Annotated in this window: 21 protein-coding genes and 1 tRNA gene; 6 read left to right on the top strand and 16 right to left on the bottom strand. The window is 49.9% G+C overall.

Going from position 1 to position 19,000, the window contains the following annotated elements:
- Positions 1-181: 181 nt before the first annotated feature.
- The gene (locus C4B57_00380) at positions 182-487 is read right to left on the bottom strand and encodes a hypothetical protein (protein ID PXF55946.1); all 306 of its coding nucleotides are present in this window, start codon (positions 485-487) and stop codon (positions 182-184) included.
- 578 nt (positions 488-1,065) lie between these two features.
- Between C4B57_00380 and C4B57_00375 the strand changes: the two genes are divergently transcribed.
- Together C4B57_00375 and C4B57_00370 are read left to right on the top strand one after the other, a co-directional pair.
- Positions 1,066-1,142: transfer RNA gene (locus C4B57_00375), tRNA-Pro, on the top strand.
- A 5-nt stretch (positions 1,143-1,147) separates the two neighbouring features.
- Positions 1,148-1,990, top strand: a complete 843-nt coding sequence (locus C4B57_00370) for a hypothetical protein (GenBank protein ID PXF55945.1) — start codon at positions 1,148-1,150, stop codon at positions 1,988-1,990.
- A gap of 14 nt (positions 1,991-2,004) precedes the next feature.
- Here C4B57_00370 and C4B57_00365 read toward each other — a convergent pair whose 3' ends face one another.
- The gene (locus C4B57_00365) at positions 2,005-2,364 is read right to left on the bottom strand and encodes a response regulator (GenBank protein ID PXF55944.1); all 360 of its coding nucleotides are present in this window, start codon (positions 2,362-2,364) and stop codon (positions 2,005-2,007) included.
- Between the two features lie 226 nt (positions 2,365-2,590).
- Here C4B57_00365 and C4B57_00360 point away from each other — a divergent pair, with 226 nt between their 5' ends.
- From C4B57_00360 to C4B57_00350, 3 genes are all read left to right on the top strand, one after another.
- Positions 2,591-3,709: a 4-hydroxy-3-methylbut-2-en-1-yl diphosphate synthase gene (locus C4B57_00360; GenBank protein PXF55943.1), complete on the top strand. Its 1,119-nt coding sequence runs from the start codon at positions 2,591-2,593 to the stop codon at positions 3,707-3,709.
- Positions 3,710-3,921: 212 nt separating this feature from the next.
- Positions 3,922-5,631: a proline--tRNA ligase gene (locus C4B57_00355; GenBank protein ID PXF55942.1), complete on the top strand. Its 1,710-nt coding sequence runs from the start codon at positions 3,922-3,924 to the stop codon at positions 5,629-5,631.
- A complete protein-coding gene (locus C4B57_00350) occupies positions 5,628-7,769 on the top strand; it encodes a GTP pyrophosphokinase (GenBank protein ID PXF55941.1) in 2,142 nt (713 codons plus the stop codon). The genes C4B57_00355 and C4B57_00350 overlap by 4 nt, the downstream gene beginning before the upstream one ends.
- Before the next feature lie 72 nt (positions 7,770-7,841).
- Here the strand turns inward: C4B57_00350 and rpmB are convergent, their stop codons facing one another.
- On the bottom strand, positions 7,842-8,033 hold the full coding sequence (gene rpmB, locus C4B57_00345) for a 50S ribosomal protein L28 (protein PXF55940.1): 192 nt from the start codon (positions 8,031-8,033) through the stop codon (positions 7,842-7,844).
- Between the two features lie 77 nt (positions 8,034-8,110).
- Between rpmB and C4B57_00340 the strand changes: the two genes are divergently transcribed.
- Positions 8,111-8,449 carry a hypothetical protein gene (locus C4B57_00340; protein ID PXF55939.1) on the top strand — a complete coding sequence of 113 codons (339 nt, stop codon included), beginning with the start codon at positions 8,111-8,113 and terminating at the stop codon, positions 8,447-8,449.
- 55 nt (positions 8,450-8,504) lie between these two features.
- Here C4B57_00340 and C4B57_00335 read toward each other — a convergent pair whose 3' ends face one another.
- From C4B57_00335 to C4B57_00275, 13 genes are all read right to left on the bottom strand, one after another.
- Complete coding sequence (locus C4B57_00335; GenBank protein ID PXF55938.1) at positions 8,505-8,936, bottom strand: response regulator; 432 nt, start codon at positions 8,934-8,936, stop codon at positions 8,505-8,507.
- 380 nt (positions 8,937-9,316) lie between these two features.
- The gene (locus C4B57_00330; protein PXF55937.1) at positions 9,317-9,799 is read right to left on the bottom strand and encodes a hypothetical protein; all 483 of its coding nucleotides are present in this window, start codon (positions 9,797-9,799) and stop codon (positions 9,317-9,319) included.
- Between the two features lie 23 nt (positions 9,800-9,822).
- Entirely contained in the window at positions 9,823-11,598 is a 1,776-nt protein-coding gene (locus C4B57_00325; GenBank protein ID PXF55936.1) for a Na(+)/H(+) antiporter subunit D, read from the bottom strand.
- Positions 11,591-11,851 (bottom strand): hypothetical protein, encoded by a 261-nt coding sequence (locus C4B57_00320; protein ID PXF55935.1) that lies wholly within the window; start codon positions 11,849-11,851, stop codon positions 11,591-11,593. The genes C4B57_00325 and C4B57_00320 overlap by 8 nt, the downstream gene beginning before the upstream one ends.
- A gap of 161 nt (positions 11,852-12,012) precedes the next feature.
- On the bottom strand, positions 12,013-13,497 hold the full coding sequence (locus tag C4B57_00315; protein ID PXF55934.1) for a cation:proton antiporter: 1,485 nt from the start codon (positions 13,495-13,497) through the stop codon (positions 12,013-12,015).
- Between the two features lie 33 nt (positions 13,498-13,530).
- Positions 13,531-15,024 carry a proton-conducting membrane transporter gene (locus C4B57_00310; protein PXF55933.1) on the bottom strand — a complete coding sequence of 498 codons (1,494 nt, stop codon included), beginning with the start codon at positions 15,022-15,024 and terminating at the stop codon, positions 13,531-13,533.
- Positions 15,021-15,416, bottom strand: a complete 396-nt coding sequence (locus C4B57_00305; protein PXF56141.1) for an NADH-quinone oxidoreductase subunit J — start codon at positions 15,414-15,416, stop codon at positions 15,021-15,023. Before C4B57_00305 ends, C4B57_00310 begins: the two co-directional genes overlap by 4 nt.
- Positions 15,417-15,419: 3 nt before the next feature.
- Positions 15,420-16,247 carry a sodium:proton antiporter gene (locus C4B57_00300; protein PXF55932.1) on the bottom strand — a complete coding sequence of 276 codons (828 nt, stop codon included), beginning with the start codon at positions 16,245-16,247 and terminating at the stop codon, positions 15,420-15,422.
- Positions 16,244-16,489, bottom strand: coding sequence for a cation:proton antiporter (locus tag C4B57_00295; GenBank protein ID PXF55931.1), 246 nt, complete (start codon positions 16,487-16,489; stop codon positions 16,244-16,246). The genes C4B57_00300 and C4B57_00295 overlap by 4 nt, the downstream gene beginning before the upstream one ends.
- Positions 16,490-16,492: 3 nt before the next feature.
- A complete protein-coding gene (locus C4B57_00290; GenBank protein PXF56140.1) occupies positions 16,493-16,816 on the bottom strand; it encodes a sodium:proton antiporter in 324 nt (107 codons plus the stop codon).
- A 36-nt stretch (positions 16,817-16,852) separates the two neighbouring features.
- Positions 16,853-17,140 carry a pH regulation protein F gene (locus tag C4B57_00285; GenBank protein ID PXF55930.1) on the bottom strand — a complete coding sequence of 96 codons (288 nt, stop codon included), beginning with the start codon at positions 17,138-17,140 and terminating at the stop codon, positions 16,853-16,855.
- Positions 17,140-17,661 (bottom strand): protein MnhE, encoded by a 522-nt coding sequence (locus C4B57_00280; protein ID PXF55929.1) that lies wholly within the window; start codon positions 17,659-17,661, stop codon positions 17,140-17,142. Before C4B57_00280 ends, C4B57_00285 begins: the two co-directional genes overlap by 1 nt.
- A gap of 410 nt (positions 17,662-18,071) precedes the next feature.
- A complete protein-coding gene (locus C4B57_00275) occupies positions 18,072-18,602 on the bottom strand; it encodes a hypothetical protein (GenBank protein ID PXF55928.1) in 531 nt (176 codons plus the stop codon).
- Between the last annotated feature and the right edge of the window lie 398 nt (positions 18,603-19,000).

Genomic DNA, 19,000 nt, shown 5'->3' with positions numbered 1-19,000 from the left:
GTTTTCTTAAGGCTTTTGACATGGGGGATGTCCTGCCCCCTCTGCATTCGCCTTACGCTGCGCTTAAGGCGATGCAGTTTCCCCCACAGCAAAAGCCGAGAAAACTACGGGGGCTTCCGTTAAACCCAAATTATGCACTTCAAACACCGAACAATAAGGAACAAATAGAAAAATCAGTAAGTTATGGTGTATTGTCCAGTTTGGAATGTTCACCCAAAAGGTGCATTCCACCGGAGTTAAAAATTGTTCGGTATTTGAAGCCACAAGGGGCAGCCAATTTTACCAAATCTGCTTTGTTGTCAGGCACTTGAAGTACAAAAGTACGTCTGCGTGCCTTCCGCCTCGCATCTTTGGCAAACTTGGCTGCTGCATAATTCGGGTTAAACTGTTCAAAGAAATATCCCCCCTCCCGTGAACGGTTGCCGTCCGCGCCCTGCCTTGGAGCGGTTTGCCTTTTGCAGGGTTTCGATCGCGGGCCGGATTGCACTGCCTCTCCGGTCTGCGATGAGTGAGCTTTGAAACCCGGAAAAAGGTAACCGCTCCAAGGCAGGATATAACGGGTTCATAAGAATATTTACAAAATTATCATATTTATCGCGATCAGGACAGCGCTAAAAAGAAAAATATGACTATTGAGTTAGCTCCGCATCATATGCTAATTGTAACGGATTATTGGGTAATCATCCCTTGGAGCGACTTGCGGAAGTCCCGTAGTTTTCTCGGCTTTTGCAGTATGGGAAACCCTGGCTCCGGAGCGAAGCGGAGGAGAACAGGGAGGGTCCCATGCTGCAAAAGTCTCAGAAAACAAGGGATGAAAGCATTGGAGGGACAAGGGATGATTACCCAATAATCAAAGACTATATATCGAAGCGGAGCTAACTCAATAGTCATAAAGAAAAAAAACCGGGTTTCCGGTGTCCGCGAAATATTATTTACACTGCAAAAGCCCTGAAATATAATCGGTCTCAGCTTAATACAGCGGGCTTCAGAATCATTGACGTATATTCAAAAAAATGGTATCGGGGCCAAGCTGAAGTATGCTTGAGTTTATTGACAGTCGTATGTCGGGGCGTGGCGCAGTCTGGGAGCGCACCTGAATGGGGTTCAGGGGGTCGGAGGTTCGAATCCTCTCGCCCCGACCATTTGCATGTCATATCAGCCTGCTTTTGCAGGTCCATTGATGATCCTGGCATTTCTGAGTGATTTCGGGTTAAAGGACCCCTATGTGGGGATAGTCAAGGCAGTCATGCTTGGCATCAATCCAGCCCTGCATATCGTGGACATCAGTCACCAAGTTACCTCTCAGGATATCATGGGCGGGGCCTTTATGCTGGGATCTGCTTTCAGGGAATTCCCGCCCGGAACCTGCTTTCTTGCTATAGTTGACCCCGGTGTCGGATCCCCAAGAGCTGGTCTTCTGGCCGTTACGAAGCGTTACATCTTTCTGGCGCCGGACAACGGTCTCTTGACCATGGTGTTCAGATATTCCGAACAAGTGACATGCTTCAGCATAAAGAACAGTCGCTATTTCAGGCATCCGGTAAGCAATACATTCCACGGAAGGGATATATTTGCCCCTGTTGCAGCTCATCTGAGCCTTGGAGCAGAACCGCACTCCTTTGGCCCTCTCTGTCCGGATCCTGTTCGGCTGCCATGGCCCGAACCAGTTATCAGGGAACAATACATTGGGGGCGAAGTAATATACATGGACGGCTTTGGAAGCCTGATTCTCAACATACCCGCTGACCTCATCCAGCAAAGGGGACCTGTTGGCAAAATGTTCGAGGTCAATATCAAGGGGATGGAATTACCCTTACTCAGCACTTACTCGGATGTGGCCAAAGGTAAGCCCCTGGCCCTTATCGGCAGTTCCGGTTTTCTGGAAGTGGCCGTAAATCAGGGAAGTGCAGCAGAAGTGCTTGATGCCGGTGTCGGTGAAAAAGTGGTTGTTATCTCGAAAAAGATTACACCGCAAAAACAGGACGGATAGCATAAACAGCAATCTCAGATTAAATTTTCTATCGTTTCTCTCAGCTCTTGCATTTTAAAAGGCTTGTGAATAACGTGGTCGGCCTTCTTCCCATGAGGTAGTTTTTCAGGGTGGTATCCGTAACCGGTAATGGCAATTATAGGCGTGTCAGGATGATTTTGTTTGAAAACGGAGATGATCCCTATGCCGCTCACATAAGGCATGCTTATGTCAGTTATTACGAGGTCATAGTCTTTCTTGATCTCCTCCAAGCCCTGCAGCCCGTCACTAGCTGTAACAACATCATAGCCAAAATAAGTCAGATAATCCTTTAGTACGCTAAGGATTTTCTGGTCATCTTCGATAACGAGCAGGCGTTTTTTGATTTTTTCCATTTTTTTATATAATCAAAAAATCTTATTGATGTAAATACCCTTATCGGTAAACTTCAACGGGTTCAGCAGAAAGCGGAAGATAATATCCAGGGATTTAAACTACTTATTGATTTATTTTTTCTAATCTCTCAGACCCTGAATTAATCAGCCACTATAATGGGTACTTGATGCGGCTTTATGGCCTCTGCATTGCCCAATCTCCGACTCTGATTTATTATAAATTATTATGAAATCTAATCTTTCTAACATAGTCCGGGCGCGCAGAGCTACCCGCGTCATTCATGTCGGGGATGTGGCCATCGGCGGCGATTATCCCATTGCGGTTCAGTCTATGAGCAACACGGATACAAGGGATGTCACCGGCACTGTCGCACAGATTCACCGCCTGCAGGAAGTCGGGTGCGAGATTATAAGGGTGGCAGTGCCTGATATTGCTGCTGCTCAGGCAATTTCTAAGATTAAAAAATCAATTTCCATACCCGTTATTGCAGATATACACTTTGATTGGCGTCTGGCTGTGGCCTCGATCGAAGCCGGTGCCGACTGCATAAGGATTAATCCCGGAAATATCGGAAGCTGGAAGAGGCTGGCACGAGTAGTAGAAAAGGTCAAAGAATACGGGATATCCATGAGGGTGGGGGTCAATGCGGGTTCCCTTGAAAAGGACATCAGGAAAAAATTCGGCGGCCCAATACCTGAAGCCCTGGTGGAAAGCGCGCTCAGAAATATCGGCCTTATAGTTGATATGGGCTGCGAGTCCATCAAGATCTCCATAAAATCTTCGGACGTCCTTGATACAGTGGATGCTTACCGTCGTTTGTCCCGGGAGACGGATTTTCCTCTGCATCTTGGTGTAACCGAAGCAGGAGGGCTTATCCCCGGAACCGTCAAGAGCAGTATCGCCCTTGCAGCCCTTCTCATGGATGGTATAGGCGATACTATGAGGGTTTCGCTGACCAGAGATCCTGCAGAAGAGGTCCGGGTCGCATACGAGATCCTTCGGGCACTGAGAATAAGACAGCGTGGTCCGGAAATAATTTCATGTCCCACGTGCGGGCGATGTGAAATAGACCTCTTTTCTCTGGCTTCCGAGGTAGAACGCAGGGCGCAACGGATTCCGTATCCATTGAAGCTGGCTGTAATGGGATGCATAGTAAACGGACCCGGAGAAGCCAGGGAAGCAGATATCGGCCTTGCCGGCGGAAAGGGCGTCGGCCTTATCTTTAAAGGAGATCGCCTCTTGAAAAAGGTACCTGAGCAGGAACTGCTGGAAACGTTTTGGGAAGAGGTAGAACAGTTGGCGGAGATCGAAAGACGTAAGGTCGAAGATAGGGAAAATCAGTAAATATCCGGTGAACCCGTGGTCCACTGCGGAAGGTTGCCGTCCGTGCCCTGCCGCAGGAGCGGTTTGCCTTTTGCAGGGTTTCAACCGCGGGCCGGATTGCACTGCCTCTCCGGTCTGCGATGAGTGAGCTTTGAAACCCGGAAAAAGGTAACCGCTTCAAGGCAGGATATAACGGGTTCACCGGATATTTACGAAAATTAGGGCAAAGGATAATGAGATACTCCAGGTTTTTTTTACCTACCTTAAAGGAGGTTCCTGCAGAGGCAGAGGTTATATCCCACAAATTGATGCTGAGGGCCGGAATGATCCGGAAGCTGGCCTCCGGCCTCTATTCGTATCTGCCCATGGGCCTGAGATCCCTTCGCAAGGTAGAAAAGATAATCAGGGAGGAGATGAACCGTGCCGGTGCCCAGGAAGTACTCCTGCCCATGGTCCAGCCTTCAGAGCTCTGGCGGGAAAGCGGCAGGTGGGAGCGCTACGGAAAGGAACTCCTGCGTTTTGAAGACAGGCACGGCAGGGCCAGTTGCCTCGGTCCTACCCATGAAGAGGTAATCACGGATATCGTGCGAAAGGAGATCAGATCGTACCGGGATCTTCCGCTGAATCTGTATCAGATCCAGACAAAATTTCGTGATGAGATCCGGCCCCGCTTCGGGCTCATGCGGGGCAGGGAGTTCATTATGAAAGACGCCTACAGCTTTGACGTGGATGCCGAGGCCCTCGAGGAGACCTACCAGGTTATGTACAGGGTCTATTGCCGGATATTCGAGCGCTGCGGCCTTGATTTCAGGCCTGTTGAGGCAGATACCGGCAGCATCGGGGGGCACGCCTCCCATGAATTCATGGTCATGGCGGATTCGGGAGAAGACCGGATAGCATGCTGCACATCCTGTGATTATGCGGCAAATGTTGAACTTGCTCCTGTAATTCATTCACCAGATCACCAAATCACGAATGAGTCCCTTGCTGAGTGTAAGAAGGTCCATACACCGGGAAAACGCTCAATAGAGGAAGTAACGGATTTCCTTGGGGTGCCTGCCGGCCGCCTTGTCAAGACCCTCATAGTGATGGCTGATGATAAACCCGTTGTGGCTCTCATAAGGGGCGATCACGAGCTGAACGACCTGAAGCTGAAGCGTCTCTTGGGAGCGGAGCGTCTCGATTTTGCCGACGAGGTCACGGTCCAGAAGGTTACAGGGGCACCTGCCGGGTTTGCAGGACCGGTCGGCCTTCACGAGAACTTTAAGGTAGTGGCTGATCAAGACGTTTCCCTGCTCAGGAATTTCGTAACAGGCGGCAATGAAGTTGATGCCCATTTTACCGGTGTAAACTGGGGCAGAGACGTTTCCATGCCGGAACTTGCCGATATCAGGGTTATTTGCGAAGGAGACCCGTGCCCCAGATGCAAGGGGAAGATAGAACTTAAACGCGGCATAGAGGTCGGACACATTTTCAAGCTCGGGACCAAATACAGCGAGGCCCTGGGGGCCACATTTCTGGACGCCAACGGAAAGAAACGGCTCACCGTCATGGGATGTTACGGTATCGGCGTGGGACGGACCGTGGCGGCGGCCATAGAGCAGAATCACGATGAAAACGGTATTATATTTCCAGTACCGCTTGCCCCCTTTGAGGTAATAATCTCCCTGCTAGATACCAGAGATACTGTGATGTCAGAGGCTGCCGAAAAACTCTACAACGGATTGATGGCCCAGGGTCTGGAGGTCCTGCTTGATGACCGCAGGGAGCGTCCCGGTGTGAAGTTCAAGGATGCTGACCTGTTGGGGATTCCGTTGAGAATTGTTGTGGGCAAGCGATTTAAAGAAAAAGATGAGGTGGAAATCAGGGGTCGCGCCACAGGTGAGACTATCTCAGTAAAAAAGAACGAAGCCGTGAAAAGGGCTGTTGAATTACTCAAGTGATCCGTCTCAACGACATACTTGACGGGATCCATTCCTACCTCCCGGATGCAGACACCAGTCTGGTAGAAAAGGCCTATGTATATTCCGCCAAGGTCCATGCCGGGCAGACAAGGCTTTCCGGCGAACCCTATCTCTCGCATCCGCTGGCAACGGCCTATATTCTGACACGCTTGCATCTGGACCTGGCCAGCATAGCAGCCGGTCTCCTGCATGACACATTAGAAGATACCCTTACCTCTTTTGAGGAACTGGAGGAGATGTTCGGCAAAGACGTGGCCCAGATCGTGGATGGGGTTACAAAGCTCAGCAAAATCCGGTTCGAGAGCCAGATCCAAAAGCAGGCGGAAAACACCCGCAAGATGATCCTTGCCATTTCAAAGGACATCCGGGTCCTGCTGGTAAAGCTTGCCGACAGGCTCCATAACATGCGCACCCTGGAGTATCAGAAGGAGCATAAAAGAGTCAAGATCGCCAGGGAGACCCTGGATATCTATGCCCCCCTGGCAGGTCGTCTCGGGATCGGCTGGATCAAAAGCGAACTTGAGGATCTGGCCTTTCTGAATATCTATCCTGAAGAATACCAAAGGCTCCAAAAAGAAGTAGAGGCCCGCCTGAGCAGGAGAAAGGCCTATGTGGATGAAGTCAAGGATCTCATAGCCGGGAAGATGGCTGATTTCGGTCTTTCATGCAAGGTACTCGGAAGACCCAAACACCTCTATAGTATCTTCCGGAAGATGCGTACAAGAAAAATACCCCTTGAAGAGATCTATGATCTGATAGCCTTCAGGATCATTATGAAAAGTGCCAAGGAGTGCTATGAGGCCCTTGGAATCGTTCATTCGCTCTGGAAACCGATTCCGGGACGTTTCAAAGATTACATCAGTCTTCCAAAGACCAACATGTATCAATCCCTCCACACCACTGTTATAGGTCCCTATGGCGAGAGAATGGAGATCCAGATCCGCACCGAGGAGATGGACATTGTGGCGAATGAAGGCATTGCCGCCCACTGGCTGTATAAAGAGGGGACAATAGTCAGCAAGGAAAAGGCACGCCAGTTCGACTGGCTTTTTCAGCTCATAGAGTGGCAGAAGGAGCTGGATGATCCAAGGGAATTCATTGAGTCGGTGAAGATGGATCTCTTTCCCAACGAAGTATATGTGTTCACTCCAAAAGGAGAGGTTAAGGAGTTTCCCCGGGGAGCCACTCCGATAGACTTTGCCTATGCAATCCATACCGAGATAGGGAACCATTGTGCAGGGGCCAAGGTAAACGGCAGAATCGTGCCCTTGAAATATCAATTCCATAACGGGGAAATGGTAGAGATAATTACATCCGATAAGCACTTCCCCAACAGGGATTGGCTTAAGTTTGCCAAGACCAGCAGGGCCCGGGCAAAGATCCGCCAGTGGATAAAAACAGAAGAAAAGGGAAAGAGCCTTGCCCTGGGAAGGGACCTTTGTGCCAGGGAATTCAAGAGGCACGGGTTGGACTTCAGCGATTTTATAAAGACCAAAAGTGCTGAAGTTGCCAAGGCGCTGTCTTTCAAGACCCCGGAGGATATGTTTATTGCAGCCGGATACGGCAAGATTGCCCCTTCTCAGATAATCAGAAAGCTGCGGGCAGGACAACCTGAAGAATATAAACCGGAAGAAAAGGAATCAAGGGTAAAGAAATTTACCGACAAGACAGAGCCGCAGGGCATCCTGATTCATGGTCTTGATGATATCATGATCCACCTGGGCAAATGCTGCACACCGGTTCCGGGAGACGAGGTTGTCGGCTATATAACAAGGGGAAGAGGAGTTACAGTCCATAGAGAAAATTGCTCTAATATCCGTAACCTGGATTCAGACAGGCGTGTAGAGATTACATGGGCATATGCTGATGGAGCCACTTATCCTGCCGGGATCCGGGTCAGTACGGTCGACCAAAAAGGCATGCTGGCCGCAGTCAGTAATGCAATAAGTGCCGGAGAGGCAAATATCCTGGAGGCAAAGGTTGCCACGACTCCGGATTATGCTGCCGTTCTTGACTTTGTCATTGCGGTGAAAAACCGGATGCAACTGAGGAAAATCCTCTCAAGCATAAGGAAGCTTGAGGGTGTAAAGCTTGCTGAGCGCACTTCTCCAGGATAAGGGGGCTCGATTTTAGGATCTCTGCTTTTTATACGATAATATAGAGGAAAGAGATTAAAGATAAATCGGGGCTTATGAGGGTTTTATTACTCTGCCGGAGCGAATACAATGGGTGCAGACACGAATGCGTTTTATTTGCCCGTTAACAACCGCCCTGACCCTTTGCAGATTTGGCAGCCAGCGCCTACGGGTATGATTATTTGCATGACTTACGTTGCAACCGGTGACCGGGCGTTTACCACATATTTCACATACCTTAGACATTTTCAGAACCTCTCTCTTATGGTGGAGGATATATAACCCGACTGCGGGATTACTGCAAGGCTTACCGGAGAAACTGTATGAGCAAACGTAGAAAGACACCCAGAGCACCAATAGCTATACAAGTAAATTATCATTCTGTAGATAACTTTCTCAGGGACTTCGCTGATGATCTGAGTACAGGAGGAATGTTCATAGCAACTATGAATCCTTTTGAACCGGGGACCCAGTTGATCCTGGAGTTTCTTCTGCCAGGGCATAATTATCCCATCCGGGTGAAGGCCGAGGTGATGTGGAGCCGGACCAAACTCACGTCCACTGACCAGAGGCGGGGCATGGGAGTAAAATTCAAAGATCTTAGCGACAGTGCCAGGGAAAAGATTGATTCCATTATTAAAAAGTATGGTTCGGCCCCCTGAAAACAGGCGGTGTCGAAAAATGATAAGGCTAACAGGGAAGATCAGGACAACCGTTTTATTCTTTTAAGGCATTCTTAATGGCCTTAATTAACTCATCCGGGTCAATCGGTTTTTCAATATAACCATCAGGTACAGTATACTTTGTTAACCCAGTGGTCTCCACAAACTTTTCCTCATCGGCCATCGGCTTCTTGTACATGAAATCTCTGAAATCAACACCTGTTACTTCAGAGACACCTGTTACCACCACTACGGGAGTATGGCTCATGTCCGGATCACTTCTCAATTCCTGGAACATGGTGATGCCGCTTTTCTTCGGCATCATCAAATCGAGGAGTACCAGATCCGGTTTTTCCGTTCGCAGTAACTCCAGGCCCTCAACCCCGTTCTTTGCACTGATACTTGTGTAGCCGTTCTCCTCAAGAACCGCACCAACAAACGTAATAATGTCAGGCTCATCATCGACGATTAAGATCTTCTTGGACATTTTCCCCTCCTTATCTTCCTTCGATGATAACCGACACACACAGACTGTTCATCGAACCATGGTCCAGCAAATGTAAATATCCGGTGAACCCGTTATATCCTGCCTTGGAGCGGTTACCTTTTTCCGGGTTTCAAAGCTCACTCATCGCAGACCGGAGAGGCAATGCAATCCGGCCCGCGGTTGAAACCCTGCAAAAGGCAAACCGCTCCTGCGGCAGGGCACGGATGTCAATTTCCAAGTGGACCACGGGTTCACCGAATATTCACCAGCAAATACATATAAACCCTGACTTATTGAGAAGTTACATACCATCTTGCTGCTGATCGTGTCAAGGTCCAGCACAATTCTTGATGATGAGGAAAGGCCCGCTGAGATGCATCCTACATGCCCAAAAGTGCTCCTATCTCAGGATGCTTGCTTATGACCCTCAGGAACTGGGCGGTGCGATGTTCCAGGCGGTTTTCCAGTATTTGTACTATTTTCTGCATAACAGCATATCCCATAGCCTGGTCCTTATCGAGGACGGCCAGAAAACCGGCCCCGGGGATAACCAATATTTCAGAGGGCTCGACAGACGCGGCATAAGATGTGTGAGTCGCCGATGGAAGAAGGGCGGACCAGCCAAAAGAATACCCCGGCTTTATGGCACTGAGAGAGATAATAAGGGTCGGGGCAAGCTCTGCCTCGAGCAACACCTTGCCGCGTTTGAGTGAGTAAAAATGGTCCGCCTTGCTGCCTGGTTCGTAAATGACCTGTCGTTCCCCGATAGACTCCGTTTGAACCATCGGAGCCAATTCCTCAAGCATCTGGTCCGTCAGACCTCCAAACAATACGACCCTTCTCAAGTCTTCTATGGAAACCATTTATATCTCCCTTTCCGTCTATATCACATTAAGAGAAATATGACTACAAGAAAAATGGTGGCTATGGCAGCGCTTACCCCGATGGGGGAGCTGCCTGTCTCTAATGCTGCGCGGAGACCGGCCTTTTTGCAGGCCAGTTTTTCTCCTGTTGTACCGCTTATCACCCATATGGGCACCATCACCGAGAGCGCAGCCCTTGTCGGAGCATCCCTTGAGATGCGGCCAAGATAACCGGCCAGGCCACCCACAAAGATCTTTTCTGATGCGGCGTTTATACCGTTCAGGCCCTTGTCCATGATAGAGTAAAAGAGCCGGCCACCCTTGCGGTAGAACCAATCGACATCGAGGTTGACGCACCTTTTCTCGGACGGATAGACACCGGAAAGTACTAAAAACACAAAGGCCAGGGTAGCAAACAAAAGGAGCTGGGCCATACCGACTACATGGGAGGCTGTGTACGGAACAAAATCGACCGGGTAAGGAAGCAGCTTATATAAATAACCGGGGAACAGACCTATGGCAATACACAGGAAGGCCGAAATACCCATGGCAAGACACATATTCAGAGGGGCTTCTTTCGGACGCAGGCCCGAGTCATGACCAAAAAACGCGAAATAAGGCACCTTGATACCTGCATGTTCCAGCACTCCGACTGAGGCAATCATCAAAAGGAACCAAATGATCGTCAAATTATTATTGGCAGCAGCCGCGGTTATCGTCATGGATTTAGTGACAAACCCGCTCGTAAACGGAAAGCCGGAGATTGATGCAGCCGCAATTATGCAACATATAGCAGTAAAAGGCATTGTCCTGTAAAGTCCCCCCAGGGCCGTGCAATTAATCTTTCCCGTGCGATGCAGGACAGCTCCCATAGACATAAAAAGGAGGGCCTTGTAAATGATATGGGCAAAGACATGGGAAATTGCGCCATTAATGGCCAACTGCGTTCCTATGCCAACGCCGCACACCATATAGCCCACCTGATTGATCAGGCTGTAGCTCAGGACTCTTCTTAAGTTATTTTCAATGACCGCAAAGAAGACGGGAAACACCGTCATAATTGCCCCGATCCAGATCAAGATCTCTGTACCCGCAAATCCCCTGGCCAGGACATAGACAGCGGTCTTCGACGTATACACACTCAGGAATACCGTTCCAGTGGGAGTGGCCTCCGGATAGGCATCCGGCAACCACGGATGGAGAATAGGCCAGGCGGAATTTACGCCAAAGCCAAGAAATATCAATAAAGAGGCCAGGCTATGTAATCCGATATGTCCGAATTCAATACTTCCCGTCTCCTGCACGTAAAGCACGATGCCTGCCAAAAGGCACAGACCTCCGGCGGCATGAACCAGAAAATACCTGAAGCCGGCGTAAAGCGATGCCCTTGTCCTCCGGCTCCAGATCAACATAACAGAGCTGATGGTGAGCAATTCCCAGAAGATAAACAAAGACAGCAGATCTCCTGCAAAGACGACCCCGAGAGCGCTGCCGGAGTAAATCAGCCCGGCCAGATGCTGGAGATTGTCCTTTACGTGAAGGGAATACAGCAGGGCAATAAAAGTTATTATATGGTAAATATAGCCAAAAAGGAGGCTCAGCCTGTCCATTTTGCCGAAGACAAGGTCATAACCGAGAAACCGGAAGACCCAGTGGGTCCCCTCAGGGATACTGATCAGGTTTATGAAGCCGACCACAGGGATGAGCAGCAAGAAGGCACTTTTCCATTTTCCCTTGATAAAGGGAACCAATAATCCCCCAGTGATAAATATGACTGCTGGCGGGACCGTGCTAATCATAATAATCCTCTCGTCTTTCCACTATCGGCCGCAGGATGTATTTTGCGGCAAGTACGATCAATACCAGGACTACAAATCCAAAGACGGCATAAAACTCCGGCCACTCTTCCCAAGAAAAATGGGCATGTTTGTGGATAAAGAATTCAGCGACAAGCAGACCGGTCAGCACAGATAAAAAGCACCCAAAAACTGTTTTAAAGTTTCTCGGCCTGTCAAAGAAATACTTTTTTTCTTCGCCTGTCTCTTCTTTCATGGCAATTTCCTCAAGTCTTAAAAAGTACTCACGAAAATAAGACCCAGGTATAACGTAGCTATTATAGTCACTATGAAAAAAACAGTCCTATACGGGGGAATGGGCTCGTGACTGAGTTCCATCTTCCCTTCTATTTCATCACTTCTTTCCTCGCCCATGGCTTACATCCCTGTTATATTTTCTACCATCATACTGGCCAACCTGAAAAAAGGTTGTGGATAAAAAAGCAGAATCACGGAAATTATCGCTGTAATAACCAAGGGGACCACACAGAAAAGAGGGGCCTCTTGCACCTTGTTTTCAAACATGGCCTCTTCCGGCCTGCAGAAGAATGCCGTATAGGTAATGGGTATAAAGTAGCAGGCATTCAGAAAGGAACTAAAGAGCAAGACTATCAGAAAGCCTATCTGGTGGGCCTGAAGGGCTCCTAACGCGAGATACCATTTACTTATGAACCCGCCGCAGGGCGGGACTCCGATGATACTCAATGATGCGATAAAAAAGGCCGCCATGGTCACCGGCATCCGCCTGCCGATCCCGACCATCTCGCTGATGTTCTTCCTGCCTGTGGCCACGAAGATTGCCCCGGCACAAAAAAATAAGGTGATCTTCCCAAAGGCGTGCATGGCGATATGGAGCATGCCGCCGATCATCCCCTTCGGGGAAAGGAGTGCTACCCCAAGCACGATATAAGAGAGCTGGCTGATCGTTGAAAAGGCAAGACGCCGCTTCAGGCCGTCCTGGGAAAGGGCAATGAATGAGCCGACCAGAATGGTGAATGCGGCGACATAACATACTGCCGTCCCGAAATGGAAAAAGGATAAGAGTTGAATCCCAAAGACACCGGTCAAGATACGAACGATGCTGAAGACACCCACCTTCACAACCGCCACCGCATGCAGCAGGGCGCTGACCGGCGTAGGTGCCACCATGGCCGCCGGAAGCCATGAGTGCATGGGCATAATAGCCGCCTTGGCGAACCCGAAGACAAACATGAACAACAAGGCAAAGAGCATGGGGCGGGATGCGGCGGTCCCTGCCAAGATGCCGTGTCTGCTGAACTCGAGGGTGCCTGCCAGGTCATAACATATAAGCATGGCCGGCAGCACGAGGCCGATGGACGCGCCTACGACATAAAGGAGATATTTTCTGCCTGAGCTTCGCGCCTCCATATCCTGATGGTGTGTGACCAGTGGATAGGTGGCAAGGGAGAGTATCTCGTAGAAGAGATACAGGGTCAAGAGATTCGCTGAGAAGGCCGCACCAATGGTTGCTGAAAGACAGATGGCAAAGTAGCAGAAATACCGGGTCTGCCCGTGCTCTTTCAGCCCTCTCATATAACCGATCGAGTATGCAGACGTGATGATCCACAGGGACGAAGACACGAGCGCAAAGAGCATTCCCAGGGCATCAACCCTGAACTTGATCGCCGCCCCCGGCATGAACTGAACTACCGTATATACGATCTCGGTCCCGTGCAGGACCGCCGGTAACATGGACAGGACGATCAGAAACTTTGCAACGGCCGCCACAAAGGTCCATGCCTCACGGACATTCGGCTTCCTTCCCGAGACCACCAGCAAGGGAGTAATCAGGAGAGAGACCAGAACGGCAAGCAGGGGCCTTATTGACGTAATCGTTTCCATTCGATCCCTATTTTATCTCCGTCATATAAACCGTCATATAAAGCCCTCTGGTATGACAAACCGGATTATGTGGTTTACGATGTCACCGGTGTAGAGACCGACCAGGATCAGGCCTGCAGTAACTATATAAAGGGGGATCAGCATGCTGAGCGGGGCCTCGGCCATCACCGCCGAATGATGTTCGTGCCCCTCATGGTCGCTGAAGGGCTCATAAAAGCCGATCTCAAAGACCCTGAAAAAGAGCACCACATTGATCAGACTGCTGAAGAGCAGTGCGACCATAAAATCGTAATGGTGCGCCTGGATGGCCCCCAGGATGAGATACCACTTGCTGAAAAAACCGCACGTCGGAGGCACCCCGATGATGGATAGTGCCCCGATCACAAAGGCACCCATGGTAAAGGGCATTTTGGCAAACAACCCTTTCAGGTCTGCAAAGGCATATCCTCTTACCTTGTAAACTATGTTACACACTACGAGAAAGGCGCAGAGAGTCATGAGGGCGTCGTTTACAATATGGAGGACTGCCCCTGTCATTCCGGCACGGTTTCCGAGCCATGCACCGCCAACCATATATCCCACCTCTGCCACAATGATGTAGGTCAACATCTTCTTTAAGTCATGCTGTGCCAGGGCAAGGATGGCGCCCATTACAATGGCGATACAGGCAAGCCAGACGATGTAGTGACTTACGGCCAGGGTAGTAAAGGCAAACGCAGGGGTAAAGACAGTCAGGATGAGGCGAATCATCACGTAGATCATCACCTTGGTCATTAACGGGGCAATCAAGCTGCTGGCCGCAGAGGGAGCAAATGTATAGGCATTGGGCAGCCAGGCATGCAGCGGGAAAAAGGCCATCTTGATCCACACGCCCACCATGCAGATGATAAAGGCGGCCGTAACCGCCTTGGACTGGTAGAGGCCGGGCAGGATATGGGCAATATCCACCATATTCAGTGAACCGGTGACGATATACAGGTACCCCACACCGAGGAGATAAAAGCAGGCCCCGATGGTACCCATATACAGATAATTGAGGCTCGCCAGGGGGGCACGGTCCTCGTCGCCCATGGCAAGGAGGGCGTAGCCCGTAATGGATCCTATCTCCAGCAAGACATAGAGATTAAAGGCATCGCCGGTTACCGTGATACCCAGCATCCCTGTAACAAAGAGGACATATAATGTATAGAATGGCCCGGTTTTTTCCGGGAACTCCTGCTCGATGCTTTTCTTTGTGGCTATCAAATTAATGAGGGCTGCCACGGACACCACGCATAGAACCAGCCCGTTTAAGTAATCCACATAATAGGCGATGCCCCATGGCGGCGGCCATCCACCCAACCGGTAATGGACCACCCCCTCATTCAATACCCGGAGCAGCAAGCCGATGCACGAATAGGCCGACACACTCAGGGCAGCAACCGAAAGGGGAAAGCAGAGTCTCTTATTGACCCATCCGGCGGCACTGATAATAAAGGCCGAAAGAAGCGGAACTATGACAAGGAGTGCAGGATAGTCTTGGCTCATTTTTTCCTTATCTGTGCCAGGATTTCATCTTCTTCCAGGGTATTATACCGGTTATAGACTTTGACACCCAGGGCAAGGGCCACTCCGAGGGTGGCCACGGACACAACGATGGCGGTCAGCATCAGGACGTGAGGCAACGGGTTTATATAGTCAGCGGCATGGACCGCGTGGTGGTGTGCTCCATGACCGTGCTCTACTATCGGCAGGGTGCCCCCTTTTTTCATGCCTATAGATATGTAAAACAGGATAATGGCCGTCTGGAAGATGTTCATGCCCACGATCTTCTTGATCAGGTTGTTCTTGGCGATCATGGCATACAGGCCGATCATCATGAGGGTAATATAGATCCAGTAGTTGTACTTTGCGATGACCACCTGAACTAAATCACCCATCACTTATAACCCCTCCTCATATTCGCCCTTTGATGAGACGTTGCAATAGATCCAGATCATGGTGGCCATGACGGCGATTCCCACACCGATCTCCACAATAAAGATGCCATGAGACCGCGCCATGACCGGATCGGTATGCAGCAATGGAGCAAGGGCGCTGTAATCCAGGAAATTGGCACCCAACAGCAGACACAATGCCCCGGTGCCGGCATAGATAAAGACGCCCATAGCACACAGTAGCGCGTCTACCTTTTCAGAGAAACGTCTTACCGCCGTTCTGAGGTCCTGCGATATGGCCAGCAAAATGACACTGGCTCCGAGCATGACGCCGCCCTGAAATCCGCCGCCAGGGCTGTGGTGTCCATGGGCGATCACATATAGGGCGAAGAGCTGGATAAAGGGGATCAGTAATCTACACCCTGTCTCGATGATCAGGTCGTGTGGGATCCACGCGGTGTCGATCCTTTCGAAGTCGTCAGAGGGCGGCAGCTTCGCGCCTTTCTTCACGTGGATAGTCACGCCGGTAAGCACATGCCGGTAGAGCCTTTCCCCAGGCTCCTTTCGCCGGAAGATCCGCAGAAGGAAAAAGCAGGCGACACCGGCTGAAAAAATCACCGTGGTTTCATACATGGTGTCATAACCACGATAGTCGGCCAGGACAGAGGTCACCATGTTGGGGACATCGGTTTCCTCCATTGTCTTTTCAATATACCGGGGAGAAACATGCATACTGGCAGGAGAATAAGGGTCACCAAACGGAGGGAAGTCAACTGTGGCGTACATCAACAGTGCACCTGCCAGGACTGCTATAATCAATCCTGTAATCTTCAATCCTTTGTCCTCCTTGTGGTACGGAACACCGCCGCGACGAAAAAGACGGTGCTCACCCCGGCCCCCACCGAGGCCTCGGTAAAGGCCACATCAACCGCCCCCATGATGGACCACAGGAGACACATCATAAAGCTGTATGCACCGAACATGATAGCGGCCCCCAGCAGATCCTTCACCGTGATGGCGCCGATGCCGACTATGACGACCAGCGTAAGAATTGCCAAATCCAGCTGCCAGGGCATCGGCTATCTCCTTTTCTCCCCTTTTGTCCATGGGGCCAGACCGGCCCTCACGCCAGCATCGACAATGGCATGGGTCGCCGTGGGACTGGCCAGAAAGACAAAGACCAGGATCAACATAATCTTGAGACCGGTCAGCAAGGTGCCCAGAGAAAAATGGTGCAGGTTAAACAGGGCAAGGGCTATCATGGCCAGAAAGGAGCCGAGGGTGTCGAGCTTTCCTGCCGGATGGAGCCGGGAATAGAAATCAGGAAAGCGCAGAATTCCCACCGCGCCGCCGGTAAAGAAAAACAGGCCGGTAAACAGAAGCAGACATACAATAATATCCATTATATCCATTTATTTAGAATCTCCCAGGTCTGTCCCCTACCCATATGGGGACTCGTCATACAATCCCTTGCGCTTTTGAAAGTATCTTGAGGCCGCCAGCACCGCAATAAAGTTCAACATCGCATAAGCCAGGGCAATGTCGACGAACATATCCACCCTATGATAGATAAGGCCGATCAGGATCAGCAATACGACGGTCTTGCTCCCAATGGCATTGACGCCGATCATACGGTCCACAACCGTGGGCCCAACCACAGCGCGGTACAGAGTGAGGAGCATCAAAAAGGCCAGGTAAAGACCCGAATATAAAAAGATGCTATCCATCAGTCTTCCCCAAATGCCCTGGCAATCCTGGCCTCCATCTCGCCAGGCAAGGGCTCACCGGACGCCTTGTCGATGGCATGTACCTTGAAGTCACCATCAAGAGATATGTAGACGGTAATGGTGCCAGGGGTGAGAGTGATTGAGTTCGCAAATGTTACCAGGGCCAGATCACTCTTAAGCCTGCTTCGAAACTTGATGATTCTCGGGTCAATCAGTTCCATCATCCTTGGATGGAAGACCAGATATGTAACATGGAGGTTCGCCTTGATTATCTCCTTCATCAGCCACGGGAGATAAGGTATCCATCGGGTCAGCAGAATCAAAAGACCCCTCACGGAAGGACTCAACAGGTCGGACGAAAGGTAAGCCACGATGGCAGAGGAGATGAGCCCGAGACTGAGATGAAAAGAGTCAAAACGGCCCGAGAGCACGACCCAGAGGCCGAACATAATGATAAAGGTAAGGGCAAAGGGATGAAAGAAGAGCCTTCTTTTGCGGGGAGACCGGCTGGCAGAGGGCATACCGTTAACCTCAGGGGAAGTCTTGTCGTCCGGATTTTCCAGATTTTGACTCTTTCTCCACTTGACGCTCCCTCCTCATGTGCGATGATTAATAAGTAAATATTTCGGTGAACCCGTTACGTCCTGCCCTGGCAAGGCAAAGATATTTATATCATTATTATTTATTAGTTCAGCAAGTGATGTGCCAAAATGAAATGGCTGTTATATTGTGGTTAACACTTTGATTTTATAATATTTGTTCTCTGGTTTCCCGCAAGCCGGGTTTCAAAGATCGGCATATTTATGCCGTTAATCTAACAAATAAAGAAATATTGACATTTTTTTGCCGATTTTGATATGAATAGATCAGGAAGTTACCCGGCAAACAGATATGCTCAACCCATGTCTGTGATTGATGCAACATTGCCAAGTCACCCGGATCTCTCGGCCATTGCCACGACCTCTTTAAAGAGATCCTCCTTAATAAGTATACCCACGACCTCTCCCTTCTCTACCACGGGAAGCCAATCGACCTTTCCGGAATTCGTGAGATGGAGAGCCTCCATGAGGGTGCCGCTCTGATGAATCACATGGGTTACCTGCAACATAACTTCACCGGCCTGCTTCTCTAATATTGCCTCACATTCCTCATGGAACTGACCCTGCCAAAAAATCGGAAGCTCTTCCATAGGCTCCGTAGAAGGTTGCATATGACTTAGAATATCATCCATTGAAAGCACACCAAGGATCTCTTCTTTATTGCGTATCTCGTCCACCACAAGCAGAAAGGCAGGGCAAAGACTCTGCCATTTCTCTCTGAGCATCCTCACCGCTTCCGCCACTTTTGTCTCCGGCGAGATATGTTCAAGGGTACCCAGGTCAAGCATTAAATCCTTTACACGTTTTTCGCGCATTGTATCCCTGCTGTGCGGGTTCTCCGTATTTCCCGTAGCCTTTTCCATGTCAGGAGACTTTTTCTTCTCCGATATCCAAATATAGGTAAAGCGTATAAAATTCTGTCAGCAAGTCATATGCCACTATATATAAGGCCTTTATTTGAAAGCACTTATCAATGAATTGCGATACCAGCGACATTGTGTTATTGGCAAAAATATGCCGCCGGCGCATCGCCCATTTCATCCTGAGCCGCCTGCCGGAGGCACGCGATTTCACGCTGGCCGGAAACGAATTAAATGAGTACAGGTTGAACCGGGCACACGCTTTACCCAACTAGATATTTCATATAAGCGCAGGCGAATTTTGTGACGCAGCACAGGAGGCTCTTTTGAGCCTTCAGAGGCAAGCTGTGATCGTCTTTTCTCAAGCTATGGGTAAAAATACCACCATAGCCAGGATTGAG

The sequence above is a fragment of the Deltaproteobacteria bacterium genome (assembly GCA_003194485.1).
Lineage (GTDB): Bacteria > Desulfobacterota > Dissulfuribacteria > Dissulfuribacterales > UBA3076 > UBA3076.
Note: the sequence above shows the minus strand (reverse complement) of the source record. Positions and strands in the feature narration are given on the sequence as shown.

Excerpts from the sequence above, each read along its gene's own strand:
- C4B57_00370 (PXF55945.1), top strand. The coding sequence starts at position 1,148 with ATGTCATATCAGCCTGCTTTTGCAGGTCCATTGATGATCCTGGCATTT.
- C4B57_00365 (PXF55944.1), bottom strand. The coding sequence starts at position 2,364 with ATGGAAAAAATCAAAAAACGCCTGCTCGTTATCGAAGATGACCAGAAA.
- C4B57_00360 (PXF55943.1), top strand. The coding sequence starts at position 2,591 with ATGAAATCTAATCTTTCTAACATAGTCCGGGCGCGCAGAGCTACCCGC.
- C4B57_00355 (PXF55942.1), top strand. The coding sequence starts at position 3,922 with ATGAGATACTCCAGGTTTTTTTTACCTACCTTAAAGGAGGTTCCTGCA.
- rpmB (PXF55940.1), bottom strand. The coding sequence starts at position 8,033 with ATGTCTAAGGTATGTGAAATATGTGGTAAACGCCCGGTCACCGGTTGC.
- C4B57_00340 (PXF55939.1), top strand. The coding sequence starts at position 8,111 with ATGAGCAAACGTAGAAAGACACCCAGAGCACCAATAGCTATACAAGTA.
- C4B57_00335 (PXF55938.1), bottom strand. The coding sequence starts at position 8,936 with ATGTCCAAGAAGATCTTAATCGTCGATGATGAGCCTGACATTATTACG.
- C4B57_00330 (PXF55937.1), bottom strand. The coding sequence starts at position 9,799 with ATGGTTTCCATAGAAGACTTGAGAAGGGTCGTATTGTTTGGAGGTCTG.
- C4B57_00325 (PXF55936.1), bottom strand. The coding sequence starts at position 11,598 with ATGATTAGCACGGTCCCGCCAGCAGTCATATTTATCACTGGGGGATTA.
- C4B57_00320 (PXF55935.1), bottom strand. The coding sequence starts at position 11,851 with ATGAAAGAAGAGACAGGCGAAGAAAAAAAGTATTTCTTTGACAGGCCG.
- C4B57_00315 (PXF55934.1), bottom strand. The coding sequence starts at position 13,497 with ATGGAAACGATTACGTCAATAAGGCCCCTGCTTGCCGTTCTGGTCTCT.
- C4B57_00310 (PXF55933.1), bottom strand. The coding sequence starts at position 15,024 with ATGAGCCAAGACTATCCTGCACTCCTTGTCATAGTTCCGCTTCTTTCG.
- C4B57_00305 (PXF56141.1), bottom strand. The coding sequence starts at position 15,416 with ATGGGTGATTTAGTTCAGGTGGTCATCGCAAAGTACAACTACTGGATC.
- C4B57_00295 (PXF55931.1), bottom strand. The coding sequence starts at position 16,489 with ATGCCCTGGCAGCTGGATTTGGCAATTCTTACGCTGGTCGTCATAGTC.
- C4B57_00290 (PXF56140.1), bottom strand. The coding sequence starts at position 16,816 with ATGGATATTATTGTATGTCTGCTTCTGTTTACCGGCCTGTTTTTCTTT.
- C4B57_00285 (PXF55930.1), bottom strand. The coding sequence starts at position 17,140 with ATGGATAGCATCTTTTTATATTCGGGTCTTTACCTGGCCTTTTTGATG.
- C4B57_00280 (PXF55929.1), bottom strand. The coding sequence starts at position 17,661 with ATGCCCTCTGCCAGCCGGTCTCCCCGCAAAAGAAGGCTCTTCTTTCAT.
- C4B57_00275 (PXF55928.1), bottom strand. The coding sequence starts at position 18,602 with ATGGAAAAGGCTACGGGAAATACGGAGAACCCGCACAGCAGGGATACA.